Annotated in this window: 18 protein-coding genes; 8 read left to right on the top strand and 10 right to left on the bottom strand. The window is 74.3% G+C overall.

The features are described from left to right. Nucleotides 1–19 precede the first annotated feature (19 nt). Nucleotides 20–676: a hypothetical protein gene (locus STTU_RS00450; protein WP_010270271.1), complete on the bottom strand. Its 657-nt coding sequence runs from the start codon at nucleotides 674–676 to the stop codon at nucleotides 20–22. Nucleotides 677–931: 255 nt separating this feature from the next. On the opposite strand from STTU_RS00450, the gene STTU_RS00445 reads away from it, so the two are divergent. Together STTU_RS00445 and STTU_RS00440 are read left to right on the top strand one after the other, a co-directional pair. Beyond that, nucleotides 932–1627, top strand: a complete 696-nt coding sequence (locus STTU_RS00445) for a type 1 glutamine amidotransferase domain-containing protein (RefSeq protein WP_007818686.1) — start codon at nucleotides 932–934, stop codon at nucleotides 1625–1627. A 449-nt stretch (nucleotides 1628–2076) separates the two neighbouring features. After that, the gene (locus STTU_RS00440; protein WP_007818683.1) at nucleotides 2077–3024 is read left to right on the top strand and encodes a D-alanyl-D-alanine carboxypeptidase family protein; all 948 of its coding nucleotides are present in this window, start codon (nucleotides 2077–2079) and stop codon (nucleotides 3022–3024) included. Between the two features lie 148 nt (nucleotides 3025–3172). Here STTU_RS00440 and STTU_RS00435 read toward each other — a convergent pair whose 3' ends face one another. After that, entirely contained in the window at nucleotides 3173–4021 is an 849-nt protein-coding gene (locus tag STTU_RS00435; protein WP_007818681.1) for a helix-turn-helix transcriptional regulator, read from the bottom strand. Nucleotides 4022–4106: 85 nt separating this feature from the next. Here STTU_RS00435 and STTU_RS00430 point away from each other — a divergent pair, with 85 nt between their 5' ends. Both STTU_RS00430 and STTU_RS00425 read left to right on the top strand, forming a co-directional pair. After that, nucleotides 4107–4889 (top strand): SDR family NAD(P)-dependent oxidoreductase, encoded by a 783-nt coding sequence (locus STTU_RS00430; RefSeq protein ID WP_043253632.1) that lies wholly within the window; start codon nucleotides 4107–4109, stop codon nucleotides 4887–4889. Between the two features lie 600 nt (nucleotides 4890–5489). Then, complete coding sequence (locus tag STTU_RS00425; protein ID WP_007818678.1) at nucleotides 5490–6173, top strand: glycoside hydrolase family 75 protein; 684 nt, start codon at nucleotides 5490–5492, stop codon at nucleotides 6171–6173. Nucleotides 6174–6201: 28 nt separating this feature from the next. Here the strand turns inward: STTU_RS00425 and dhaM are convergent, their stop codons facing one another. The 3 genes from dhaM to dhaK form a co-directional block, all read right to left on the bottom strand. Further along, a complete protein-coding gene (gene dhaM / locus STTU_RS00420; RefSeq protein ID WP_043253630.1) occupies nucleotides 6202–6615 on the bottom strand; it encodes a dihydroxyacetone kinase phosphoryl donor subunit DhaM in 414 nt (137 codons plus the stop codon). Then, nucleotides 6612–7277 carry a dihydroxyacetone kinase subunit DhaL gene (dhaL, locus tag STTU_RS00415; RefSeq protein ID WP_007818676.1) on the bottom strand — a complete coding sequence of 222 codons (666 nt, stop codon included), beginning with the start codon at nucleotides 7275–7277 and terminating at the stop codon, nucleotides 6612–6614. Before dhaL ends, dhaM begins: the two co-directional genes overlap by 4 nt. 161 nt (nucleotides 7278–7438) lie before the next feature. After that, on the bottom strand, nucleotides 7439–8431 hold the full coding sequence (gene dhaK / locus STTU_RS00410) for a dihydroxyacetone kinase subunit DhaK (protein ID WP_007818675.1): 993 nt from the start codon (nucleotides 8429–8431) through the stop codon (nucleotides 7439–7441). Between the two features lie 606 nt (nucleotides 8432–9037). On the opposite strand from dhaK, the gene STTU_RS00405 reads away from it, so the two are divergent. Together STTU_RS00405 and STTU_RS00400 are read left to right on the top strand one after the other, a co-directional pair. Next, nucleotides 9038–9544: a SigE family RNA polymerase sigma factor gene (locus tag STTU_RS00405; RefSeq protein ID WP_043253628.1), complete on the top strand. Its 507-nt coding sequence runs from the start codon at nucleotides 9038–9040 to the stop codon at nucleotides 9542–9544. A gap of 16 nt (nucleotides 9545–9560) precedes the next feature. After that, the gene (locus tag STTU_RS00400) at nucleotides 9561–10277 is read left to right on the top strand and encodes a hypothetical protein (RefSeq protein ID WP_007818673.1); all 717 of its coding nucleotides are present in this window, start codon (nucleotides 9561–9563) and stop codon (nucleotides 10275–10277) included. A 543-nt stretch (nucleotides 10278–10820) separates the two neighbouring features. On the opposite strand, the gene STTU_RS00395 is transcribed toward STTU_RS00400, so the two are convergent. The 3 genes from STTU_RS00395 to opcA all read right to left on the bottom strand — a co-directional run bounded on the left by STTU_RS00395 (nucleotide 10821) and on the right by opcA (nucleotide 13606). Continuing rightward, a complete protein-coding gene (locus STTU_RS00395) occupies nucleotides 10821–11240 on the bottom strand; it encodes an SRPBCC family protein (RefSeq protein ID WP_043253626.1) in 420 nt (139 codons plus the stop codon). A gap of 51 nt (nucleotides 11241–11291) precedes the next feature. Then, entirely contained in the window at nucleotides 11292–12302 is a 1011-nt protein-coding gene (locus STTU_RS00390; protein ID WP_043253624.1) for an aldo/keto reductase, read from the bottom strand. Between the two features lie 371 nt (nucleotides 12303–12673). Then, complete coding sequence (gene opcA, locus STTU_RS00385) at nucleotides 12674–13606, bottom strand: glucose-6-phosphate dehydrogenase assembly protein OpcA (RefSeq protein ID WP_007818671.1); 933 nt, start codon at nucleotides 13604–13606, stop codon at nucleotides 12674–12676. Nucleotides 13607–13839: 233 nt separating this feature from the next. Between opcA and STTU_RS00380 the strand changes: the two genes are divergently transcribed. Further along, the gene (locus STTU_RS00380) at nucleotides 13840–14556 is read left to right on the top strand and encodes a (2Fe-2S)-binding protein (RefSeq protein WP_007818670.1); all 717 of its coding nucleotides are present in this window, start codon (nucleotides 13840–13842) and stop codon (nucleotides 14554–14556) included. 113 nt (nucleotides 14557–14669) lie between these two features. Here the strand turns inward: STTU_RS00380 and STTU_RS00375 are convergent, their stop codons facing one another. Together STTU_RS00375 and STTU_RS00370 are read right to left on the bottom strand one after the other, a co-directional pair. Continuing rightward, nucleotides 14670–16394, bottom strand: coding sequence for an FG-GAP-like repeat-containing protein (locus STTU_RS00375; RefSeq protein WP_106432189.1), 1725 nt, complete (start codon nucleotides 16392–16394; stop codon nucleotides 14670–14672). A 367-nt stretch (nucleotides 16395–16761) separates the two neighbouring features. Further along, nucleotides 16762–17523, bottom strand: a complete 762-nt coding sequence (locus STTU_RS00370; protein ID WP_007818667.1) for a Clp protease N-terminal domain-containing protein — start codon at nucleotides 17521–17523, stop codon at nucleotides 16762–16764. Nucleotides 17524–17736: 213 nt separating this feature from the next. On the opposite strand from STTU_RS00370, the gene STTU_RS00365 reads away from it, so the two are divergent. Beyond that, nucleotides 17737–21096 (top strand): GH92 family glycosyl hydrolase, encoded by a 3360-nt coding sequence (locus tag STTU_RS00365; protein WP_007818665.1) that lies wholly within the window; start codon nucleotides 17737–17739, stop codon nucleotides 21094–21096. Nucleotides 21097–21382 lie beyond the last annotated feature (286 nt).

The raw sequence follows: 21382 nt of genomic DNA, 5'->3' as shown, positions 1-21382 counted from the left end.
ACGGGGACCGCCCCGCTCCTCACCGTCCCCACACCCTCCTCCGCAGCCACCACACCAGCGCGCCCACACCCCCCGCCGCGACGAGCGCGAGCCCCGCCCCGAAGGCGCCGGGCGAGTCCCGCTCCGCCTTCGCGCTGCCGCCGAGCCCGCCCCGCACCCCGCCCTTCGGCATCTCCCCGGGCACGCCCGCGGGGGACTCCGCCATCCCCGCGTCCGCGTACGGGTCCACGGGCGACGCGCTCGCCGCCGCCGACCCGCTCGGACGCGGTACGGGGGAGTCCTTCGCGCCCGTGCCCTCCGGCTCGGGCGTCACGGCAGGGGACGGCACGGGCCCCGGCACACGCACCGCGGCCCCGCTCAGCCGCGTCCCGTCGGCGCACCGCACCCGCGCCACGTACCGCCCGTCGTCGACCGCGAGCCACGAGGCCGTACGGGCGCGACCGCCGGGCGCCAGGTCCACCGCGTAGCCCGCGTCCGCCGCGCCGCGCCCCACCGGGACGAGGGTCGCCGTGCCGCCCCGGGGGCACGCCGAGGTCGTGAGCCGGACCGTCGAGCCCTGCGCGCGGACCGTCACGGGGTCCCGCACCGGGGCACCGTCGGCGTGGGCGCCGGGAGTGAGCGTCAGCAGGGCGCAGGCGCCCAGCACGGTCGCTGTCAGGGAAGTCGCGCAAGGCATGGGGACCGTCCTCGGGCGCTGCACGGCGGCGCCCGGTCGGGCGCGCGACGGGAGGACCGTGCGGGCCGCTGCCCAGCCCACGTCCGTGCCGTCCCGGCCGCACCCGCGCGGCCCCCGGGCTGCCGCCGCGCAGGTGAAGACCTCATCCGTCCGGCCCAGCCCCGCCGGGACCGGGGCGCCCGCGCGGGCAGGGACCCGGTGACCCGTACCGGCCGGGGCACACGAACCCCCTGACCCCTCACCAAGGAGCCCCCCATGCCCACGATCCTCTTCGTCCTCACCGGCACCGACCACTGGACCCTCGCCGACGGCACCCGCCACCCCACCGGCTTCTGGGCCGACGAGGTGGTCGCCCCGTGGAACCTGTTCACCGAGGCCGGCTACGAGGTCGAGGTCGCGACGCCCGGCGCCGTCGTGCCGACCGTGGACGCGATGAGCCTCGACCCCTCCTTCACGGGCGGCGCGGAGGGCGCGGCACGGCTGCGCGCGGCGCTCGACACGATGACGCCGCTACTGCGCCCGCGCTCCCTCGCCGACGTCGACCTGGACGCGTACGCCGCCGTCTTCTACCCCGGCGGCCACGGCCCGATGGAGGACCTTTCCCGCGACCCCGACTCGGCGGCCCTGCTCACCCGCGCGCTCGCCTCGGGGCGCCCGCTCGCCCTCGTCTGCCACGGCCCCGCCGCGCTCCTCGCCACGGCGGACGCCGACGGGAAGAGCCCCTTCGCGGGCTACCGCCTCACCGGCTTCACCAACGCCGAGGAGACCCAGTCGGGCTTCGCCTCCCGCGCCCCCTGGCTCCTCCAGGACCGCCTGACCGCGCTCGGCGCCGACGTCCAGGAGGGCGAGCCGTGGGCCCCGAAGACGGTGAGCGACCGCACCCTCCACACCGGCCAGAACCCGGCGTCGGCGGGACCGCTCGCGGAGGTGGTGCTCGGCGCGCTGCGCTGACGCACCGTCGTGGTACGGCCCCGGGAGGAGTCCGCGCCTCGCCGCCTGTGTTCCGTGCCTGTCAGGGGGCCGGGATCCGACACCGTGGTGCGCGAGATCGCCGGGGAGACCGGGTGCACGGCGGTCGTGGAACACCTCCTCGGTGTCGGCCCCCGGTTCGTCCCGGCCGACCGGGGCACGTCGCCCCGCCCCGGTCGGCCGGGACGAACCTGCATTGAGCGGGGCGCGCACGATCCGTACCGCGAAATGATCATCATCCGACCTTGGCGTGTGGGCCCTGTGACGAGATCATGCGGCTCCTTGAGCGGGCGCGTTCCGCGTGATGGCGTGGGTTGTGTGTCCCCGAGGCGTTCTCGGGGGCCTTCCCGGGCGTCGCGGCGGGGGTCACGTCCGCCGGGCCCCGGGCACGTACGGTCCGGCGTCCGCGCCGGTAGGAGGAAAAAGACTTCATGGGTGCACACGCCCGCCCCAACCGCTTTCACCGCACAGGTGTCCGCATCGCCTCGGCCGCGCTCGTGGGGGCCGCGCTGCCGCTCGGCGCCACCGGCCTCGCCCAGGCCGCCACCCCGGACAGCACCCCGCACGCCACGGCCACCGAGACCGGCGAGCAGGCCGCCCCCGCGATCAAGGCCGAACACGCCTTCCTCCTCGACGCGCGCGACGGCAGCCAGGAGCGGGAACTGTGGGCCGGTGCCAAGGCCGACGAGAGCGTGCCGATGGCCAGCACCACCAAGATCATGACGGCGATCGTGGTGCTCAAGCACCCCGAGTGGCTGGACCGGCAGATCACGGTCAAGCAGGAGTACCGGGACTACGTGCAGGAGGTCGGCGCCAGCACGGCGGACCTCCAGACCGGTGACACCCTGACCGCCCGCCAGCTCCTGCACGCCATGCTGATCCCCTCCGGCGCCGACGCCGCCCGCGCCCTGGCCGACACTTTCGGCAACGGGGACACCGAGGAGGCGCGGATCACCGACTTCATCGCGCAGATGAACGCCGAGGCGCAGCAACTCGGCCTCAAGGGAACGCACTTCGACTCCGTCGACGGCATCTCCCAGGGCAACAACCACAGCACGGCGCGCGACCTCGCCAAGCTCGGCCAGCGCGCGATGCTCCAGCCGGTGTTCGCCGAGGTCGTCAAGAACACGCAGTACAAGACCGAGGCACCCGCGGCCAACGGCCACACCCGGTACTACACCTGGAACAACACCAACGAGCTGCTGGGCACCTACGACGGAGCCCTCGGCGTCAAGACCGGCAGCGGCCCGGAGGACGGCTACTGCGTCGTCTTCGCCGCCGAGCGCGACAACCGCACCCTCGTCGGCGTCATCCTGGGCGACGACACGGGCCGCTTCGACGACGCCACGAAGGTGCTCGACTGGGGCTTCGCGCACTGAGCGCACGGAGCGCACTGAGCGCCCGGAGCCACGGAGCCCAAGGAGCGTACGGGTACCGGGCTGAGTGGGAAGAGTGGGCTGAACCCGCGCAGGTCGGCGAGACCGCCGACGCCGCGCGGACCGGGGTCCTCCCGGCGCCCCGGCCGGCTCAGCGGCCCCGGCCCGCCTCCGCCCCCAGCACCCCCAGGAACGCCAGCGCCTCGGCGCTCGGGGACCCCTGCGGCGCGCTGTAGAGCACGAGCCGCTGCCCGCTCTCGTCGAGGCCGAGGACATCGCAGTCGACGGTGACCTCCCCGGCGAGCGGGTGGCGGAACGTCTTGGTGAGCACGTGCGCGGCCCGCACGTCGTGCCGCTCCCAGAGCCGCGCGAAGTCCTGGGAGCCCGCGCGCAGTTCCTCGATCAGCCCCGACACCCCGGGGTCCTTCGGGTGGCGGGCGAGCGCGCCCCGCAGCTCCGTCACGACGTGGTGGCGGAACTCGGCGGCGTCGGAGATCCCGTAGAGCGGCGCCTCCGGCTCTCCCGGCGTGAGGAACGCCCGGCGCGCGAGGTTGCGCTCCGCGGGGTCGAGCGCGCCGAAGTCCTCCATGAGCGCGGCGGCGAGGGCGTTCCACGCGAGAACCTCGAAGGTCGCGGAGATGACGAACCCGGCGGTGTGCGGCAGCCGCTCCAGAAGCGCCAGGATGCTCGGCCGCACCTCGCGCCGGTGCGTCCCCGAGCGGAGCGGCGCGGTCCCGGCGAGGACGTGCAGGTGCGCGGCCTCCTCCTCGGTGAGCCGCAGCGCGCCCGCGATCCCGGCCAGGACCTCGCCCGAGGGGCGGGGCGCGCGACCCTGTTCGAGCCGTACGTAGTACTCCGTGGAGATGTGCGCGAGGACCGCGGCCTCCTCGCGCCGCAGCCCCGGGGTACGGCGGCGCGGCCCGGAGGGGAGACCGACGTCCGAGGGGAGCAGCCGCTCCCGGCGGCTGCGGAGGAAGGCGCCCAGTTCCTGCTTGTCCATACGCCCAGTGTGCGCCGCGCGCGCGGCGGCATCCTGGTACCGCTTGTGCCTGTATCCGGCACGGCGCCGGGCCGACGCTGAGGTCATGACACAGCACACCGCACACACTCCCCTCGGCCTGCTCACCGGCAAGGTCGTGCTCGTCACCGGCGCCAGCCGCGGCATCGGCGCGGCGGCGGCCCGCCTCTTCGCCGCCGAGGGCGCCTCCGTCGTCCTCGCGGCACGCGGCACGAAAGCGCTCGACGCGGTCGTCGAGGAGATCCGCGCCTCCGGCGGCGTCGCGGACGCCGTCCCGCTGGACCTCGCCGATCCCGCGAGCATCCGCGCGGCCGTCGACCGCGTCGCGGACCTCCACGGCCGTCTCGACGGCGCCTTCAACAACGGCGCGGCGGGCCAGCAGCCCGGACCGCTCGACACCACGACGGACGAGGTGATCGAGGAGCAGTTCGCCGTCAACTTCCGCGCGCACTGGACCGCCATGAATGCGGAGGCCGCGCTCATGCGGCGCGGCGGCGGGGGAGCGATCGTCAACACGTCGAGCATCGGCAGCCGCCGCGCCAACCCCGCGCTCCCCGCCTACGGCGCCATGAAGCGCGCCCTCAACAGCATCACCGAGAGCGCCGCCGTCACCTGGGGGCGCGAGGGCATCCGCGTCAACGGCATCACCCCCGGAGGTACGGCGACACAGATGATCGACGAGTGGGAGGCGGCGACTCCCGGGGTCGTCGACAGCATCACCACCTCGGTCCCGCTCGGCCGCATGGGAGAGCCCCGCGAGGTGGCGGAAGCGGCGGCGTGGCTGCTCAGCGACCGGGCGTCGATGGTCACGGGCGCGATCCTGCCGGTGGACGGGGGAGCGGGCGCCTGACGGGCCCGGGGTGGGGGAGGAGGACGGTACGGGGACCGGCACGCGGGCGGGACGGGGACGCGGGCGGTACGGGTTCGGCGGAACGGGGCGCGGCGGGGCGGCCCCGGCCGCGGGTGGCCCGCAGCGGTACCGGTAGCCGGGTGACCTCCCGCGCGTCATGCCCCGCCTCGGCGGGGTGCCAGGGGCAGGAGGTTACCGTCCGCGACGGTTTGTTCATCCGTTCGTGCGTTCGCTGGAGATCGGTTGACGTCCTCGATGTCGTCGTGCCCACGACCGGGGGCCGCCGCCCGCAGGTCGTGCCACGCCCTGCTCACGGTGACCCTCGCCCTCGTCCCCCTCGCCTGCGCGGCCCCGGCACCCCCCGCCCGGCCCCCCACCGCGCCGGTGCCCGCGCCCCCGGCGCCCCTCCCGGCCGCCCCGCACCCCGGCCCGCCCGGCCTCCGCGCGACACCCCCACCGCGCCCCGGGCCGCCCCCGGACGGCCGCCCCACCGTCCACGCCTCGCGCCCCGCGCCCCCGGCTCCGGAGCGCCCGCCCCGGACGTCGCCCCCGCCCCGTACCCCCACCCTCGCCTCGCGCGCGACGCGGCCACCGGCCCGCATGCCCGCGTCCGCCACCGGCACCCCCGCTCCCGCCGGCTCACCGCCCGCGCCCCCGGCGGCCTCGCCGCCCGCCACCCCCCGCCCCCTCGCGATCACGGCCGACGCCCTCCGGTCCCGCGCCGCCCGCTCCTGCCGGCAGGTCTCCACCGGGCTCTTCCGGCGGGACGCGGCGCGGGCACCCGAGGTGCCCCTGTGCGCGGGCGAGGGCGGCACGCTGCACTGGACCGCCGATCTCGACATCGACTGCGACGGACGGCCCGGCCCCGTATGCAACGCCGCCTCGGGCCCGTACTTCCAGGGGACGACCGCGTGGAACGGCTCGGACGGGCGCCCGCTGAGCGCCGACGAGGTCCCGTACGTCGTCGTCCCCGGCCCCTCGGCGCGCTGGCGCCCGGCCGCCTCGGGGGTCACCGGCGGGACGCTCGCCGTGCTCGTGCACGGCGGCCGGGTCCGGTACGCCGTCGTCGGCGACACCGGCCCCACCGACGTCATCGGCGAAGCCTCGTACGCCGCCGCGCTCTCGCTCGGCCTCGGCGGCGCGCCCCAAGCCGCAGGAACGCAGGACGACGTCCTGTACCTGCTCTTCCCCGACACCCGTGTCCACCCGATCGAGGACCCGGCAGCGGCCCGCGCGGCCGGACGGGCCCGCGTCTCCCGCTACCTTCGCGAGACGGCGCCCTGACGCGGCGCGCGGCGGCCCCGCCCAGGCGTCACTGCTTGTGGTAGTCGTACGCCTCGGCCGCCGCCGCCCGTACCCCCTCCAGGTCCGCGCCCGCCGAGGCGGCGACGGCCGCCGCGATCGTGCCCTCGACGAGCGGGGCGTCCACGAGCGCGCTCCGCTCGGGCAGCTCCTCGCCGTCGGCGAGCAATGCCTTCACGGTGAGCACCGCGCTCCCGAGATCGGCGAGGATCGCGACACCCGCCCCCTGGTCCACGGCGTGCGCCGCCCGCACCACGAGGTCCGCGCTCGTCCCGAGGCCGCCGTCCTCCGTACCGCCCGCCGCCTCGATCCTGACGTCCTCGGCAGAGCCCGTGAGCTGCGCGGCGAGCCGCGCCACCGCCTGTGCGACCGTCGCCGAGTGCGAGACCACGACGAGCCCCACACCACCCTGTCCCGTGCTCACGCCCCCGCCCTCCCCGCCGTGTCCGCGAGCGCCCCGAGGAGGAGCGCCGCCGAGGCCGCCCCCGGGTCCTCGTGCCCCTCGCTGCGCTCGCCCAGATAGCTCGCCCGCCCCTTGTGCGCCCGCATCGGCACCGTCGCCGCCGCGCCCTCGCGCGCCGCCTCTGCCGCCGCCTCCCACGAGGTGCTGAGCGCCTCGGCGGCCGGGACGAGCGCGTCGATCATCGTCTTGTCGCCCGGCTTCGCGCCGCCGAGCGCGGAGACCGCGTCGATCCCGGCGCGCAAGGCGGCGGCGAACTCCGTACGATCCGGGTCCGTGCGCTCGCCGAGCGCCTCGCCCAGTGCCTTCCCGGTCCGGCGCAGCAGCGTCCCGTACAGCGGGCCCGAGGCCCCGCCGACCGTGGAGACGAGCCGCCGCCCGGCGAGCGCGAGCACCGCCTGCGGGCTCGCGGGCTCCTCGGCGGCGAGCGACTCGCGCACGGCGGAGAAACCGCGCCGCATGTTGGCGCCGTGGTCGGCGTCGCCGATCGCCGAGTCCAGCGCGGTGAGCCGCTCGGCCTCCTCGTCGATCAGCGCGGCGGCGGCGTCGAGCCACCGCCGGAAGAACGCCGCGTCGAGCGTGCCCGGCCCACCGGTGCCGCCCTTGTCCCTGCCTTCATCGCCCATGTCCGTCCGTCACCCCTTCGTGCCGTGGTGCGCGCCTGTCGTGCCGCGCGGCCGATCGTGCCCCATGCTGCCGCCCGCACATGCTGTACGTGCCGTGCGTTGCTTTGCGTGCCGTGCGTGACTCCGCGTGCCATACGTGGCTGTGCGCGCGTCCGCCCGCCTCAGCGCCCCCAGCGCAGCCCCGCCGTGGCGACCGGCGCGTCCCACAGGCGCAGCATCTCCTCGTCCGCCCGGCACACCGTCACCGAGGCGCCCGCCATGTCGAGGGACGTGACGTAGTTGCCGACGAGGGAGCGCGCCACCGGGACGCCGCGCTCGCCGAGGACGCGGTGCACCTCGGCGGTGAACCCGTACAGCTCCAGGAGCGGGGTGCCGCCCATACCGTTGACGAGGAGCAGCACGGGCCCGTCACCGCCGAGGTCGTCGAGCACAGCGTGCACGGCGTGGTCGGCGATCTCGCCCGAGGTCATCATCGGGCGCCGCTCCCGGCCGGGTTCGCCATGGATGCCGACGCCGAGTTCCAGCTCGCCGGGCGGCAGGTCGAAGGTGGGGCCGCCCTTGGCGGGGGTGCTCACGGCGGAGAGCGCGACGCCGAAGCTGCGCGAGGCGGCGTTGACGCGCGTCGCGAGGTCCGCGATCTCGGCGAGCGGGCGGCGTTCGTCCGCCGCGGCGCCCGCGATCTTCTCGACGAAGAGCGTCGCGCCCGTACCGCGCCGCCCGGCCGTGTACAGGCTGTCGGTGACGGCCACGTCGTCGTCGACGAGGACCTTCGCGATCGCGATGCCCTCCTCCTCGGCGAGTTCCGCCGCCATGTCGAAGTTGAGGACGTCCCCGGTGTAGTTCTTCACGATGAAGAGCACCCCGGCACCGCTGTCCACCGCGGCGGCGGCGCGCACCATCTGATCGGGCACGGGCGAGGTGAAGACCTCGCCGGGGCACGCCGCGTCGAGCATCCCGGGCCCCACGAAACCCGCGTGGAGCGGTTCGTGCCCCGAGCCGCCCCCGGAGACGAGCGCGACCTTCCCGGCGACAGGCGCGTCGCGCCGCACCACGACCCGGTTCTCGATGTCCACGGTCAGTTCGGGATGCGCGGCGGCGAGGCCGCGCAGGGCGTCGGCGACGACGGTCTCCGCGACGTTGATCAGCATCTTCACGGTGCCTCCGTTGGCGTGGGCGTCTCCGTCGCGCGGTGCGGCCCTCCCCGGGCACGAGGACCGGGACGGACGGACAGCGCAGGCACAAGTGTGGGACGCGCGACGCGATCGCGCACCTGTTGCGACGGGATCTCCCGCACCGCCCCCGCTCCGCCCACGACAGCGGCCCCGCTCCGGCCACCGCGTGGGCGTCACGCCGCCCGGCACCGCCCCGGCCGACCGGTCAGGCGCGACGCGCATGAATCGCGGGTCCCCTCCGACCGCACCGAGGCCGGTCCAAGGAATCGTCGCCCTGCGTCCTGTCGGCCCAGGTCAGGCCCTGAGGTCCGACCTCCCGGGCCCCCGCGCATGCGCTCCATGATCCGCCTGGGCGCCGGCAACGCCGGGGGGTCGAACCCGTCGTGGTCGACACCCGTACAGGCGGGGGACTGGACGCGGCAGCGCCCACGTCTTCACCGCCGACCCGGACCGCCAAGCGCGCCGATCGGAAGTGGGCCGGCTGCCGGGGCCGCCGGAGAAATTTCGGGTTCCGTGCAACGCCGCGGCCTTCCGGATCCGTGGAAGGGGTGACCGAAGAGAGACTCGTCGCACAGAGGACGCGTGCCCGTGAAGCCGACTGTTGAACGGGATCAGGAATTCACCGAGTTCGTGCGGGCGCACCGTGCCGGGCTGGTCCGGTTGGCGGTGCTGCTGCTGTCCGGGGATCAGGGGCGGGCCGAGGACGCGGTGCAGACGGCACTGACCCGCCTTTACCTGGCATGGCCGCGTATACGCGGGCGGAATCCCGTTGCGTACGCGCGTCGTTGCGTGGTGAACGCCACGATCGACGACCACCGCATCGTCTTCCGCCGACGTGAGCAGGTCCATGCGCAGGTGCCCGATACAGCCGGGCCGGAACAGCCCTACACCGACTACGCGGACCTGCGGGCCCTGCTGGGTTGCCTTCCGGCGCGGACGCGGGCGGCTGTCGTTCTCCGCTACGTCGAGGGCCTTGACGTAGAAGCCGCTGCTCAGGTCATGGGCTGCAGCAAGGCAACGGTGAGAAGCCAGAGCAGCCGTGGACTGGTGAGGCTCCGCAAAGTACTCCCCCAACCTTCGAACACTTCCCACTGAGCAGAGGAGATCCGAGATGAATGAAGCCCGAACCGACGACCTCGCCAACGCGCTGGCCGCACTGCGCGACAGCGGCGCACACGACCCCGCCGACGCCGCCACGATCGACTCCGACCTGGAACGCGGCCACAAAGCGGCGAGGCTCCGCCGTCGCCGTCGGACCGCTGGTGCCGGCCTGGCGGTCGCGGTCGTCGCCGCCGCCGCGTCGGCGGCGGTGATGACCGGGCCCGGCGAGCGGCACGGCTCCGAGGCGTCACCCCTGACACCGGCGCAGACCAGTCGCTCCGCCCCCTCCGCGACCACCGGCCGGCCGTCGCAGGTTCTTCAACTGGTCGCCTACACCGGATCCCAGCCCACCGGCTTTCGTGTGAGGAGCGTTCCGTCGGGCTGGAGCGTGAGCTGGTCGGACCAGTGCAGCTTCGTCGCCACCCCGCCTGGTGTCTCCCTGCCCCAGAGCAACGAGGAGGTCCACTTCGACCATGCCATCGCCGTCACCCTCGACGGCGGCCCCCCCGCCCGTACGAAGGGGTTCACCAAGGTGACCGTTCAGGGCCGGACGGGATGGCTGGGGCCGACCGCCGACAAAGCCGCCGAACTGCTCCTGTTCCCCGACGGGAAGAGCGGGACCGTCGCGGTGCAGTTCCCCGCCGAGGCCGGCCTGACCCACCAGCAGATGATCAGTTTCGCCCAGGGCGTCACCCCCACTTCCCACAGCTGCCTTTCCTTCGGCTGAGCCCTTGCGGCAGGTGGGGTGGGAGGCCGTGGCCGTAGCCGTGGCCGACCGCCGGCGGTGCTCGACCGGCGCCTCCCTGAGCACGCGTCGCAGGGCGCATTGCCCCCGTCCGTGCCGTCGCGGAGTGACCAAGCGACTGTTTTCGGCGAGCGCGCGGGGCCGACTGTCGTGGGGTGGCGGTCTCCTGCGGGTGTCACTGCCAACTCCGCGTCGGGCCAACTAGTGTCAGTGGGCAGACGACAAGCGCGCACAAGGACCGGTCCCGGGCTTCGGGACCGGTCCTTGTGCGCGCTATGCCGCCTCCCAGCATGTCCCCATCGCATCGCGTCGCGTGCGTCGTTCGGGCCTGGACGTGTCGGCCCGCCGACGCGCCCGATCCGGCGCACGCCACCGCCGCGTCCCGCCCCTCCCCGAACAAGACGGGGCCGCCCCCGGCTCCGACACCCCACGCTCCCGGCAATGCCCGCGAACCCATTCACCGGATGCCGTACCGCCCAGCACCCGGACCACCGGAACGCGGGGCCGGACATCTCGAACACTCGCTCAGGCGGTGAGCGCCGTCTCCAGCGCCGCGAGGCCCTCGCTGTAGATGCCGGTGAAGAGGGCGACCGCCTCCTCCTCGCTCACCCCGTCCGGCGCGAAGCGGCCCGTCCACTCGACCTCGGCGCTGCCGGGAGCGCCGGGCACCTCGTGCACGCGCAGGGTCGAGAGGTAGCCCCGTACCGGGAAGGGCGCTTCGAGGATCGTGTACGTGTAGTGGCGCTCGCGGTCGTTGAAGGCGGTCATGCGCTCGACGATCGTCCCGCCGTCCGCGTTGCGCAGCCGTCGGGCGCGGCCCCCTTCCTGCGGGGTGCTCTCGGGGATGTACGGGAGCCAGTCGGGCAGGTCGTGGAAGCCGCCGACGAGGCGCCAGACGGTGTCGGGGTCCGCAGGGACGAGGCGGCTCACGGAGGTGGAAGCCATGGGAGTGCTCCTGATTCGTGGGGGTGGCGTGTGTGGGGGAGGGGGACGCGTTCAGGCGCTGGGCAGCGGGGCCTCGGGGCTCAGCAACCCGCTCTCGCGCAGCTCCGCCCAGAAGGCGGCGGGCACACGCTCGTCGAGCGCCCCGAGGTCCTCGGCGATGCGCGAGGGACGCGTCGCTCCCGGGATCGCCGCGACCGAGGCGGGGTGGGCCAGCGCGAACTGGAGCGCCGCCGCCTTGACGGAAATGCCGTGCCGCTCGGTCAGCTCGCGGATGCGCCCGACGCGTTCGACGATCTCGCGCGGAGCCTCCTGGTACTCGAAGTGGGCGCCGCCCGCGAGGACACCGGAGCTGTACGGACCGCCGACGACCAGGTCGACACCCTGCTCGGTGGCGGTGGGCAGCACGCGCTGGAGGGCGCGGGCGTGGTCGAGGAGCGTGTAGCGCCCGGCGAGGAGGAAGCCGTCGGGACGCGGCTCGTCCAGGTCCAGGGTCAGCTCGACGGGCTCCACCCGGTTGACGCCGAGCCCCCACGCCTTGATCACGCCCTCCTCGCGCAGCTTCGACAGGACGCGGAAGGCACCCGTGCGGGCGGTCTCGAACTGGGCGAGCCAGCGGTCGCCGTGGAAGTCCTGCGCGATGTCGTGGACCCACACGATGTCGAGCCGGTCGGTGCCGAGCCGCTTGAGGCTGTCCTCGATCGAACGGTACGTGGCGTCCGCCGAGTAGTCGTCGACGATCTTGTTCGGGCGGCCGTGCTCGAAGAGGCCGCCCTTCTCGCCGAGGTCGCGCGCGGCCGGGTCCTCGACCTCGTCGAGGATGACGCGGCCGACCTTCGTCGAGAGCACGTACGAGTCCCTGGGGTGCTCCGCGAGCATCTCGCCGAGCCGGATCTCGGCGAGCCCCGCGCCGTAGAAGGGGGCGCTGTCGTAGTACCGGATGCCCTGGTCCCAGGCGGCCCGCAGAGTGGCGCGGGCCTCCTCCTCGGGGATCGCGCGGAACATGTTGCCGAGCGGGGCCGTCCCGAAACCGAGCCGGCCGGGAAGCAGAGTGCGCAGACGCATGACGCGAGTGCCTTTCCTGTGGGGGTGGCTGTGCTTGACCGGTGCGCGGCGCGGGCGAACGTGCTCCACCGATGCCCTCTACGGGCTTTCGCCGCTTACCTGTGTCGACAATAATTGCACACGCGGGTTAATGCAAAGCGCGGGCTATGTGGCGTGCTTCACGGCGCGGCGCGTGCGGTCCGCCCCCATGCAACGCAGGCAGCCCCCGGCGACGCGCGCAGTCCCCTGTGCTGGGGCGCAGTTTTCCGTGGCGCGTGAAGCCCTTCCCCACGACGCACGAAGGCCCCACGAGGCACGAAGGCCCCACGACGCACAAAGGCCCCGCCCCGGCGTGCTGTGCCGGAACGGGGGCCCGCGCGGGGGCTCGGGGCTCAGGACGTCGCGTCCGCCCCCGCCTCCGCGTGCAGCGCCTCCGCGTACGCCTCGTCCGGGTCGAGCCGCCGCAGCTCCTCCGAGAGCAGTTCGGGCAGCGCGCGCACCTGGAGGGCGAGCGGGCGGGGCGGGCGGCCGGGCAGCGCGAGGCTCGCGAGCGGGCCATCGGGACGCTCCACACTCAGCTCCCCGGCCGCCGTGCCGAGCCGTACGGCCGTGATCACCGGACCACCCGTGACGACCCGCTCGACCTCGACCCCGAGCCGCACCCCCAGCCAGCGCGCGAGAAGCTCCGCGCTCGGGTTGTCCGCCTCGCTCTCCACCCTGGCGGACCGCACCGGCCCCGGCACCTGGTCGAGCGCGGCGGCGAGCGTCGAGCGCCACAGCGTGAGCCGCGTCCACGCGAGGTCCGTGTCGCCGGGCGTGTACGAGCGGCGCAGCCCGGCGAGGAAGGCCACCGGGTTCTCGGACGCGTACGCGTCGGTGATGCGCCGCCGGGCGAGGGCGCCCAGCGGATCGGCCGCCGGGTTCTCCGGGGCGCCGTACGGCCACCAGGCCACGACCGGGACGTCGGGGAGCAGCAGCGGCAGCACCACCGAGTCGGCGTGCTTGCCGACCTCCCCGTACAGCCGCAGCACCACGATCTCGCCCGCGCCCGCGTCGTCCGCGCCCACGCGCACCTCGGCGTCGAGGCGCGCGTATGCGCGGCGGTGCGGGGAGCGGGAGGTGCGGCGGATGACGAGCAGGATGCGCGCGGGGTGCTCGCGCGCGGAGGCGCCCGCGGCGCGCAGCGCGTCGTACGCGTCCTCCTCGTCCGTGACGACGAGCAGGGTCAGCACCCGTCCCACCGTCGGGGTGCCGAGCGCCCGCCGGGCGGACACGAGGGCCTTGTTGATGTCGCTGGCAGTGGTGTCGGTGAGATCGATCCTCATGGTGTGCGCGTTGCTCCGTCCCAAGTCGTACGAGCGCCGTACCGAGTCGTACGGACGCGTCGCGCCGTCCCCACGCGACCTCCGGACGGCCGCCCGCGGCGGCCTCGGACTCCCGGAGCACCGGCCGCGTCCGCTTTCAGCCTACGAGCGCGCCCACCCCCGGCGGCAGCCACCCGGCACTGTGAAACGATCCCGTGCGCGGCGCGCCCCGCGCCGGGAACGGACACCAGCCCATGACGGCCCCCACCCCCGCCGGCCTCCTCGCCCGGCTCGCCCCGCTCGGCCCCTACTTCGCCGTCGCCACCACGCCACCGCCCGACGCGGCCTCCTACCGCCCCCTCACCGCCCTCCCCGGAGCCGCCTTCGACGACTGGACCGCCCGCGTCGGCGCCCGCCTCGGCACGGGCGCGGGGCGCGTCGCGGCCTCGACCGTGCACCTCGGGCACGTCGCCCGGCTGTGGTCCCTCGCCCTCGGCGCCGTGGCGCTCGGCGGCGGCGTCCCCGACCTCGGCCCCGACCGGCTCCGCTTCACCCTCTCGCCCGAGGGCGCGCCGAGCCTGTGGGCGGACGAGCCGACCGCCCGCCCCGCCGACGAGGACCCCGTCCCCGCCCTGCACACCCTCCTCACCGCCCACCTCGCCCCGCTCCACGCCCACCTGCGCACCCGCTACGGCCTCTCCCCGCACACCCTGCGCGGCAACACCGCCTCCGCCCTGACCGGCACGGTCCGCGTCCTCCTCGACCGTGTCCCCGAGGCGCCCCGGAACCCCGGCCCCCTCGCGGCCCGCCTCCTGAGTACCCCGGACCTGGGCGACAACGGCACCTACCTGTACGACCCCGACCTCGGCGTCGCTTACCGCCGCAACAGTTGCTGCCTCTACTACCGCACCCCCCGCGGCACCCTGTGCGGCGACTGCGTCCTCCACGGGGCACGGGGGCGCAGGGGCTGAGCAGTGCACCGGGACGCTGGGGCTGCGGGGGCCCGGCGCCGGTCAGCCCCGGCCCCGCCGCTCCCGCCCTGCGGCGCTTCCCTCGGCGTCGGGAGCGGGAACGGGGCCGGGCCCTACCCGAGGGAGTTGATCCACTGCCAGCCGCCAGCCCCCACGGTCCGCGCCGTGCCGGTGCCCGTCGCCGTGCCGGGGAGGATTTGGAGGTCCTCGACGCCGCCGGAGGCCACCGTGCTCCAGAGGTCGGGGCTCCCGTCGCCCGTCACGTCACCGGGGGAGACCAGGAGACGGCGCGCGGCCGTCGGCAAGGCTTCGCCCGTCAGCTGACGTGGCGTCGGCAGCGGTTCGGCGCCCCGACTCGGGTAGGCCAGCAACCGCCCCGTCGCCCGGTCGCGCGCCTCCACATCGGCCCGCCCGTCCTCGTCCATGTCACCGGGCAGAAGCACGTCGTATCCCGCCCACTCGGGCCCGCCGATCCGCACGGCGGCGCGCGCGGCGAAGGAGGGGTTTCCCGCCTCGGCCGCAGCACCTCGGTGCAACCACAGCCCCGTGCTGCTGCGGGCCAATAGGTCCGGCAGGCCGTCGCCGTCGACGTCGCCGGCCGCGAGTGGCAGCGCGTTCGTCCAGCCGGTGGGCCTGCCTCCCATCGCCAGCCGTTTCCCCAGTTCGCCGGAGCCGGTGTTCGGATAGACCCACAAGGCGTCTCCGACCCGCGCCACGACGTCCTCCCTCCCGTCCCCGGTCCAGTCGCCCCGGTGGCTCACCGCCGCGTCTTGCCAGCCCCCCAGTCCGATGATCCGTGGCGTGCCGACTCGTCCGTCGGCGAGCCCCGGGTAGAGGCGCAGGACTCCGTCGTCCTTGACCGCGAGGAGATCAGGCCGTCCGTCACCGGTGAGGTCCCCGGCCACGCCGGAGGGCGCGCGCGACTCCGCCGCGGCCGCCGCCCGCAGGAGGAGGTGGTCGGAGAGAGGCCCGGCTCCGCCCGTGTCCGGCTGGACGGCGTCCGCGCGCACTGTGCGGAAGTCCCGGGCGCTCAGGAACACGTGGTCGAACTTCTGGCCTCCGGCGGTGGGCTCTCCCGAGCGGCATGTCGTGGCCCCTGCCTCCAGGCAGGCGGCGGTGAAATAGTCGCGGTCGTTCTCGTCCGCCTCCGCGAACGGCCCGGTGCCGGGGGTACCGGCGCGCAGCGGGTCCAGCGCGGCGTACTGAGGCCCGGCGTTGAAGTCGCCGCCCAGAGTCACCGGCAGCCCGGCCGCCCAGGAGTCGATGTGCGCGAGGGCCTGCGCGGAACCGTTGTCGGGGGTGATGTACTGCGCCAGATGCGTCGTGCAGGTCAGTGTCGTACGGCCCTGCACGGGTCCCCGGGCGCAGAGCACTGCGCGCGGCTCCTGTCCCGTGGGCACTGTCAGATTGGCGGAGAAGCGGTCGACGGCGGGGGACTTCACGAAGAGGCCGAGTCCGAAGCCCGTGTCGCCGGACCACTTGGCGCAGCCGGGGGCGTCCAGGGTTTTGGTCCAGACGCCCTGATACCCGGGCAGGGCGTCGCGCAAGGACTCCCACTGCCCGTGGCACAGCTCCTGAAGCATGACCGAGTCCGCGTTCCAGTCCCGTGCCTGCCCGGCGACGATCGCCGTCCACGAGGGGAGATCAAGCTCGCTGCGGCACGCCGCGGAGGCCCCGCACACGTTGTAACTGATGCTGCGCAGGGGTGGCGCGCTGCCGGGCTCCACCGTGTCGGCTGCGGCTACGGTGGCGGACAGTACGTGTGCCGACAGGCACAACAAGAGGGCGGCGGTGACGGCGCCGAGGCGCCGCAATCTTCGTGAGAACGACCAGGACATGAAAACCCCCGGGTAGGCGGATGATCGCATGATCATGCCAGGCGGGAGGCGGTCCGGGCGTCCACTGGGGTATCGATGGTGCACGGCCTCCGCATCGGCCGGCGCGGAGCTGTCGCATGCTCCGTCATGCGTGCCGAACGGTGCTGGGCACTCGTACGAGACGTGCCCGCCTCCGTGCCGCGGGGCGGTACCGCGGCTCCCTTCCCCTGCGCTATCCCGCCCCCGCGGGTACCCGGCAGGGGAAACCCCTCCTCTGGAGCCTTGGCGGGTACGAATCGCCCACTCCGTCCGGAAGTGCGGGCGTGCGGAAGCCGCCCACGCTCTGTCAACCCAGAGTGGCGGGCGGCTTCCTCCTGTGATCCGGACCTCAGCCCCCTTCCTTCTGCCTCGCCTCCTCCACCTGCGCCTGGATGCGCCGCAGATGGCCCGCGAGCAGTTCCGTCGTTCGTTCCTTCTCCACGCCGAGACCCGCGAGGAGGCCGTCGCCGTTCTCGTGCTCCAGGAGGGCGAGGACCAGGTGCTCGGTGCCGATGTAGTTGTGGCCGAGGCGCAGGGCCTCGCGGAAGGTCAGCTCCAGGATCTTCTTCGCCGCCGCGTCGAAGGGGATGAGCGTCGGCAGGTCCTCCTCACCGCGCGGCGGCAGCGCCGCCTCCGCCGCCTCCCGCACCGCCTCGCGCGTCACGCCCTGGTCCGCGAGGACGACGACGCCGAGGCTCTGCGGCTCGTCGAGCAGGCCGAGGAGGAGGTGCGCGGGCGCGATGCGCGTGTGCCCGTGCTCCCGTGCCTGCGTCTGCGAGGCCACCACGACCTTGCGGGCGCGCGGCGTGTAACGGCTGAAGCCCTGCTCGGGATCGAGAGCCGCGACCTCGCCGGAGTCCTTGGGTACGAAGCGCTTCTGCGCCGCCTGCCGCGTCACGCCCATCGAGGTGCCGATATCGGTCCAGGAGGCGCCCGAACGGCGTGCCTGGTCGACGAAATGGCCGATCAGGTGGTCCGCGACCTCCCCGAGGTGCTCCGCGGCGAGCACCGCGTCCGTGAGCTGGTCCAGGGGTCCGATGTGGACCCGTTTGATGGCGTCGATCAGATCATCGAGCCGTACTGCGCGATGTGCCGGTGTCTGCTCCGTCATGCAGGCAACCTTAGGTTGACGCTCGAAGAAGTGTCAACCCATGGTTGCGTCGGGCCTCGACCGCGTCCGGCGGGGCCCGGTCCTGACGCCCGTTCAGGATGATCTTGTCGCTCCCCCCTTGACGTCCCTTCAGCCTCGGGAGGAGCATCGCTCGCGCCTGACAACGTTGTCCGGCTCGATCCGGGCGCACCCGAGGAGAGGAACGTCAGAAGAGTGACGCACCGCAGAAGTCCCGCCCGCACCACGGCCGGTGGCCTCCTGGCCCTCACCGCGGCGACCGCCCTCGGGCTCACCGCGCTCGCCCCGGCCGCCACCGCCGCCACGCCCCAGGCCGCGAAGACCGCCCACACCGCCCTGGTCCGGAACCCGGCCGACTACGTCGACCCCCTCATCGGCTCCTCCAACGCGGGCAACACCTACCCCGGAGCGGTCCGCCCCTTCGGCATGCTCGCGTTCAGCCCCCAGACCACCCGCGGCAACCAGGTCTCCAACCCGGCCCCGGGCGGCTACCAGTACGACGCCACCTCGATCCGCGGCTTCAGCCTCACCCACCTCAACGGCGTGGGCTGTTCCGGCGCGAACGGCGACGTGCCCCTCATGCCCTACCCCGGCGAGGTCACCACCTCGCCCACCGCCGACACGAACGACTCCGTCTACGCCTCCGCCTTCTCGCACGACGACGAGAAGGCGAGCGCGGGCCGCTACGAGGTCAAGCTCGCCAACGGCGCCTCCGCCGCCCTCACCGCGACGGAGCGCACCGGCTCGGGCCGCTTCGGCTTCCCCGCCGACAAGGCCGCGAGCTTCCTCGTCCGCGGCTCCAACGCGGAGTCCGGCAGCGCCGACGCGCGCGTCCACATCGACGCCGCGAAGAAGACCGTCACCGGTTCCATCGACGCCGGCAACTTCTGCGGCCCGCAGAGCGCCAACAACCGCAAGGCGCTCTACACGCTGCACTACACGATCCACTTCGACACCCCCTTCGCGAAGACCGGCACCTGGCAGGACAAGACCCTGCGCCCGGACACCACCGACGCGAGCGGCGGCACCGGCTACAGCTCCAGCGGCAACCCCGTCGCCGGCAAGGGCTCCGGCGCCTACGTCACCTTCCCGAAGGGCACCACCGAGGTCGGCGCGAAGGTCGCGATCTCGTACGTGAGCGACGCGGGCGCCGAGGCCAACCTCCGCGCCGAGAACCCGTCCCGCAAGAGCTTCGAGTCGGTCGCCCGCGACGCGGGCCGGGCCTGGGACAAGGCGCTCGGCGCGATCCAGGTCGGTGGCGGCACGAACGCCCGGTACCGTACCTTCTACACGGCGCTCTACCACTCGATGCTGGAGCCGACCCTCACGAGCGACACCGACGGCCGCTACACGGGCGCCGACGACAAGACGCACCGCCTCTCGCACGGCCAGAAGGCCCAGTACGGCACCTTCTCCGGCTGGGACCAGTACCGGGCGCAGGTGCAGCTCATGTCGCTCCTGAACCCGAAGGCCGGCAGCGACTACGCCCAGTCCCTCTACCAGTACGCCTCCCAGCGGGGCGGCGAGTGGGACCGCTGGCTCCTCCAGCAGGGCAAGACCAGCGTCATGTCGGGTGACCCCGCCGCTCCGGCGCTCGCGGGCATCCACGCCTTCGGCGGCACCGACTTCGACGTCAAGGGCGCGCTCAAGTCCCTCGTCCGGGCCGCGACCGTACCGACCGCCAACGACTCCGACAGCTCCGGCTGCAACGTCGAGTGCGTCGGCCAGCGCCCCGGGCTCGACCAGTACCTCAAGCTCGGCTACGTGCCCGCCGACGACTGCCACTGCTGGGGCGGCGCCGCCGAGACCCTGGAGGACACGGCCGCCGACTACGGCCTCTCCGAACTCGCCCGCGCCACGGGGGACCGCGGGAACCAGAAGAAGTTCCTCGACCGCTCGGGCAACTGGACCAACGTCTTCGACCCGGCCGCGACCCCCGAGGGCGGCTACATCCGCAACCGCAACGCGGACGGCACCTGGGCGGGCGTCTTCACGCCCGGCACGGGCAACGGCTTCGTCGAGGGCACCAGCGCCCGCTACACCTGGATGGTCTACTCCGACGTCGCCCGCCTCGCCCGCGCCATGGGCGGCAACGACAAGGCGACCGCCCGGCTCGACGCCTTCTTCCGCGACAAGGACGGGAAGTTCGACTTCTCCGCCAAGGACGCGACCCGCTACGACCCCACCAACGAACCCGACATCAACACCCCGTACCTCTACAACTACCTGGGCGCCCCCACCAAGACCCAGGAGACCGTCCGCGCCGAGATCGACCAGCTCTGGACCGACACCCCCGGCGGCATCCCCGGCAACGACGACGCGGGCACCATGTCCTCCTGGTACGTGTTCTCCGCCCTCGGCATGTACCCGCAGAACCCCAGCCGCGCCGACCTCGTCCTGACCGCGCCGCTCTTCCCCCGCGCCGTCGTCCGCACCGGCCACGGCAAGCGCATCACGGTCAACGCCCCGGCGGCCGACGACAGCCACACGTACATCCACGGCCTGCGCGTCAACGGCAGGACCAGCACGAAGACCTGGGTCCCCGACACCCTCGTCAAGCACGGCGGCACGCTCGACTACACGCTCGCCACGCACCCCGACGCCACGTGGGGCACGGCAGCCTCGGACGCCCCGCCGTCCTTCCCCGGCGGCGGTGACACGTACTTCACGAGCACGAGCCCGAGCGCCCTCAAGGTCTCGCCCGGCGGCGACGCCGCCCGTACGGACCTCACCGTGCGCACCCTCCAGGACCGCGCCGAGACGGTGACCTGGAAGGCCGACGCGCCCGGGGGACTCACCGTCACCCCCGCGTCCGGCACCCTCGCCGTCCCCTCCGGCGGCACCGCGAGCAGCGCGCTCTCGGTCGCCGCGACCGAGGGCGCGAAGGAGGGCTTCCGCACGATCCCGGTGACTCTGCGCACCGCCTCCGGCAAGGAACTGCCCGGAGCGAAGCTCACCGTCACGGTCGCCGCGAAGGACAGCGTCCTGTGGAACCTCAACAACGACGGCGTCTCCGAGGACGACGCCAAGCCCGGCGCGAACTTCGACGGCGAGGGCTGGAGCTACTCCGCCACCGCCCTCGCCGGGGGCGGCGCCGCCCCCGGCAAGACCGTCACCTCGGGCGACTTCACCTTCACGCTGCCCGGGACCGGCGCGGGTGAGCCCGACAACATCGAGGTCGCCGGCGGCGGCCAGACCCTCACCGTCCCCGCGAAGGACGGCGCCACCCGGCTGAGCCTGCTGGGCAGCGCCGCCGAGGGCGACACGCACGGCACCATGACCCTCACCTACACCGACGGCACGACGCAGCAGGCCGACCTCGGCCTCTCCGACTGGACCCTCGGCGGCGGCGGGGACAAGCCCTCCTTCGGCAACACCGTCGCGGTCACCTCCGCCTACCGCGACACCCTCGGCGGCGGCAAGGACCCCGTCAACGCCTACCTCTTCGCCACCGCCCCCGTGACCCTCGCGAGCGGCAAGACCCTCGCGAGCGTCACCCTCCCGAAGACCAGCGAAGGGGGCATCCTGCACGTCTTCGCCGCCACGACCGGCTGACCGGCCGGCCCGCACGGCGACACGGGCACGCGCGCACCCGCGCGCCACGCCGAGGACGGCCCCGTATCCCCCCGGATACGGGGCCGCCCCGCGTCCGCCCTCCCGCCGCCCCGCCTCCGCCGTCCCGCCGCCCCGTATCTGCCGCCCCGCGTCCGTCGCCCCGCCCCTCGCGCCCGGGACGCCCCCTTCCGCCCCGTTCGACAAGCGCGCCCCAGTCCCTTCGGCAAAGATGGTCCGTGACACACGCCGCTGAGCGGGCAGGCGAGCGGAAGCCGTCCGGGACCGG

Source organism: Streptomyces sp. Tu6071 (genome assembly GCF_000213055.1).
GTDB lineage: Bacteria > Actinomycetota > Actinomycetes > Streptomycetales > Streptomycetaceae > Streptomyces > Streptomyces evansiae.
This window is presented reverse-complemented; position numbering and strand designations above follow the sequence as displayed.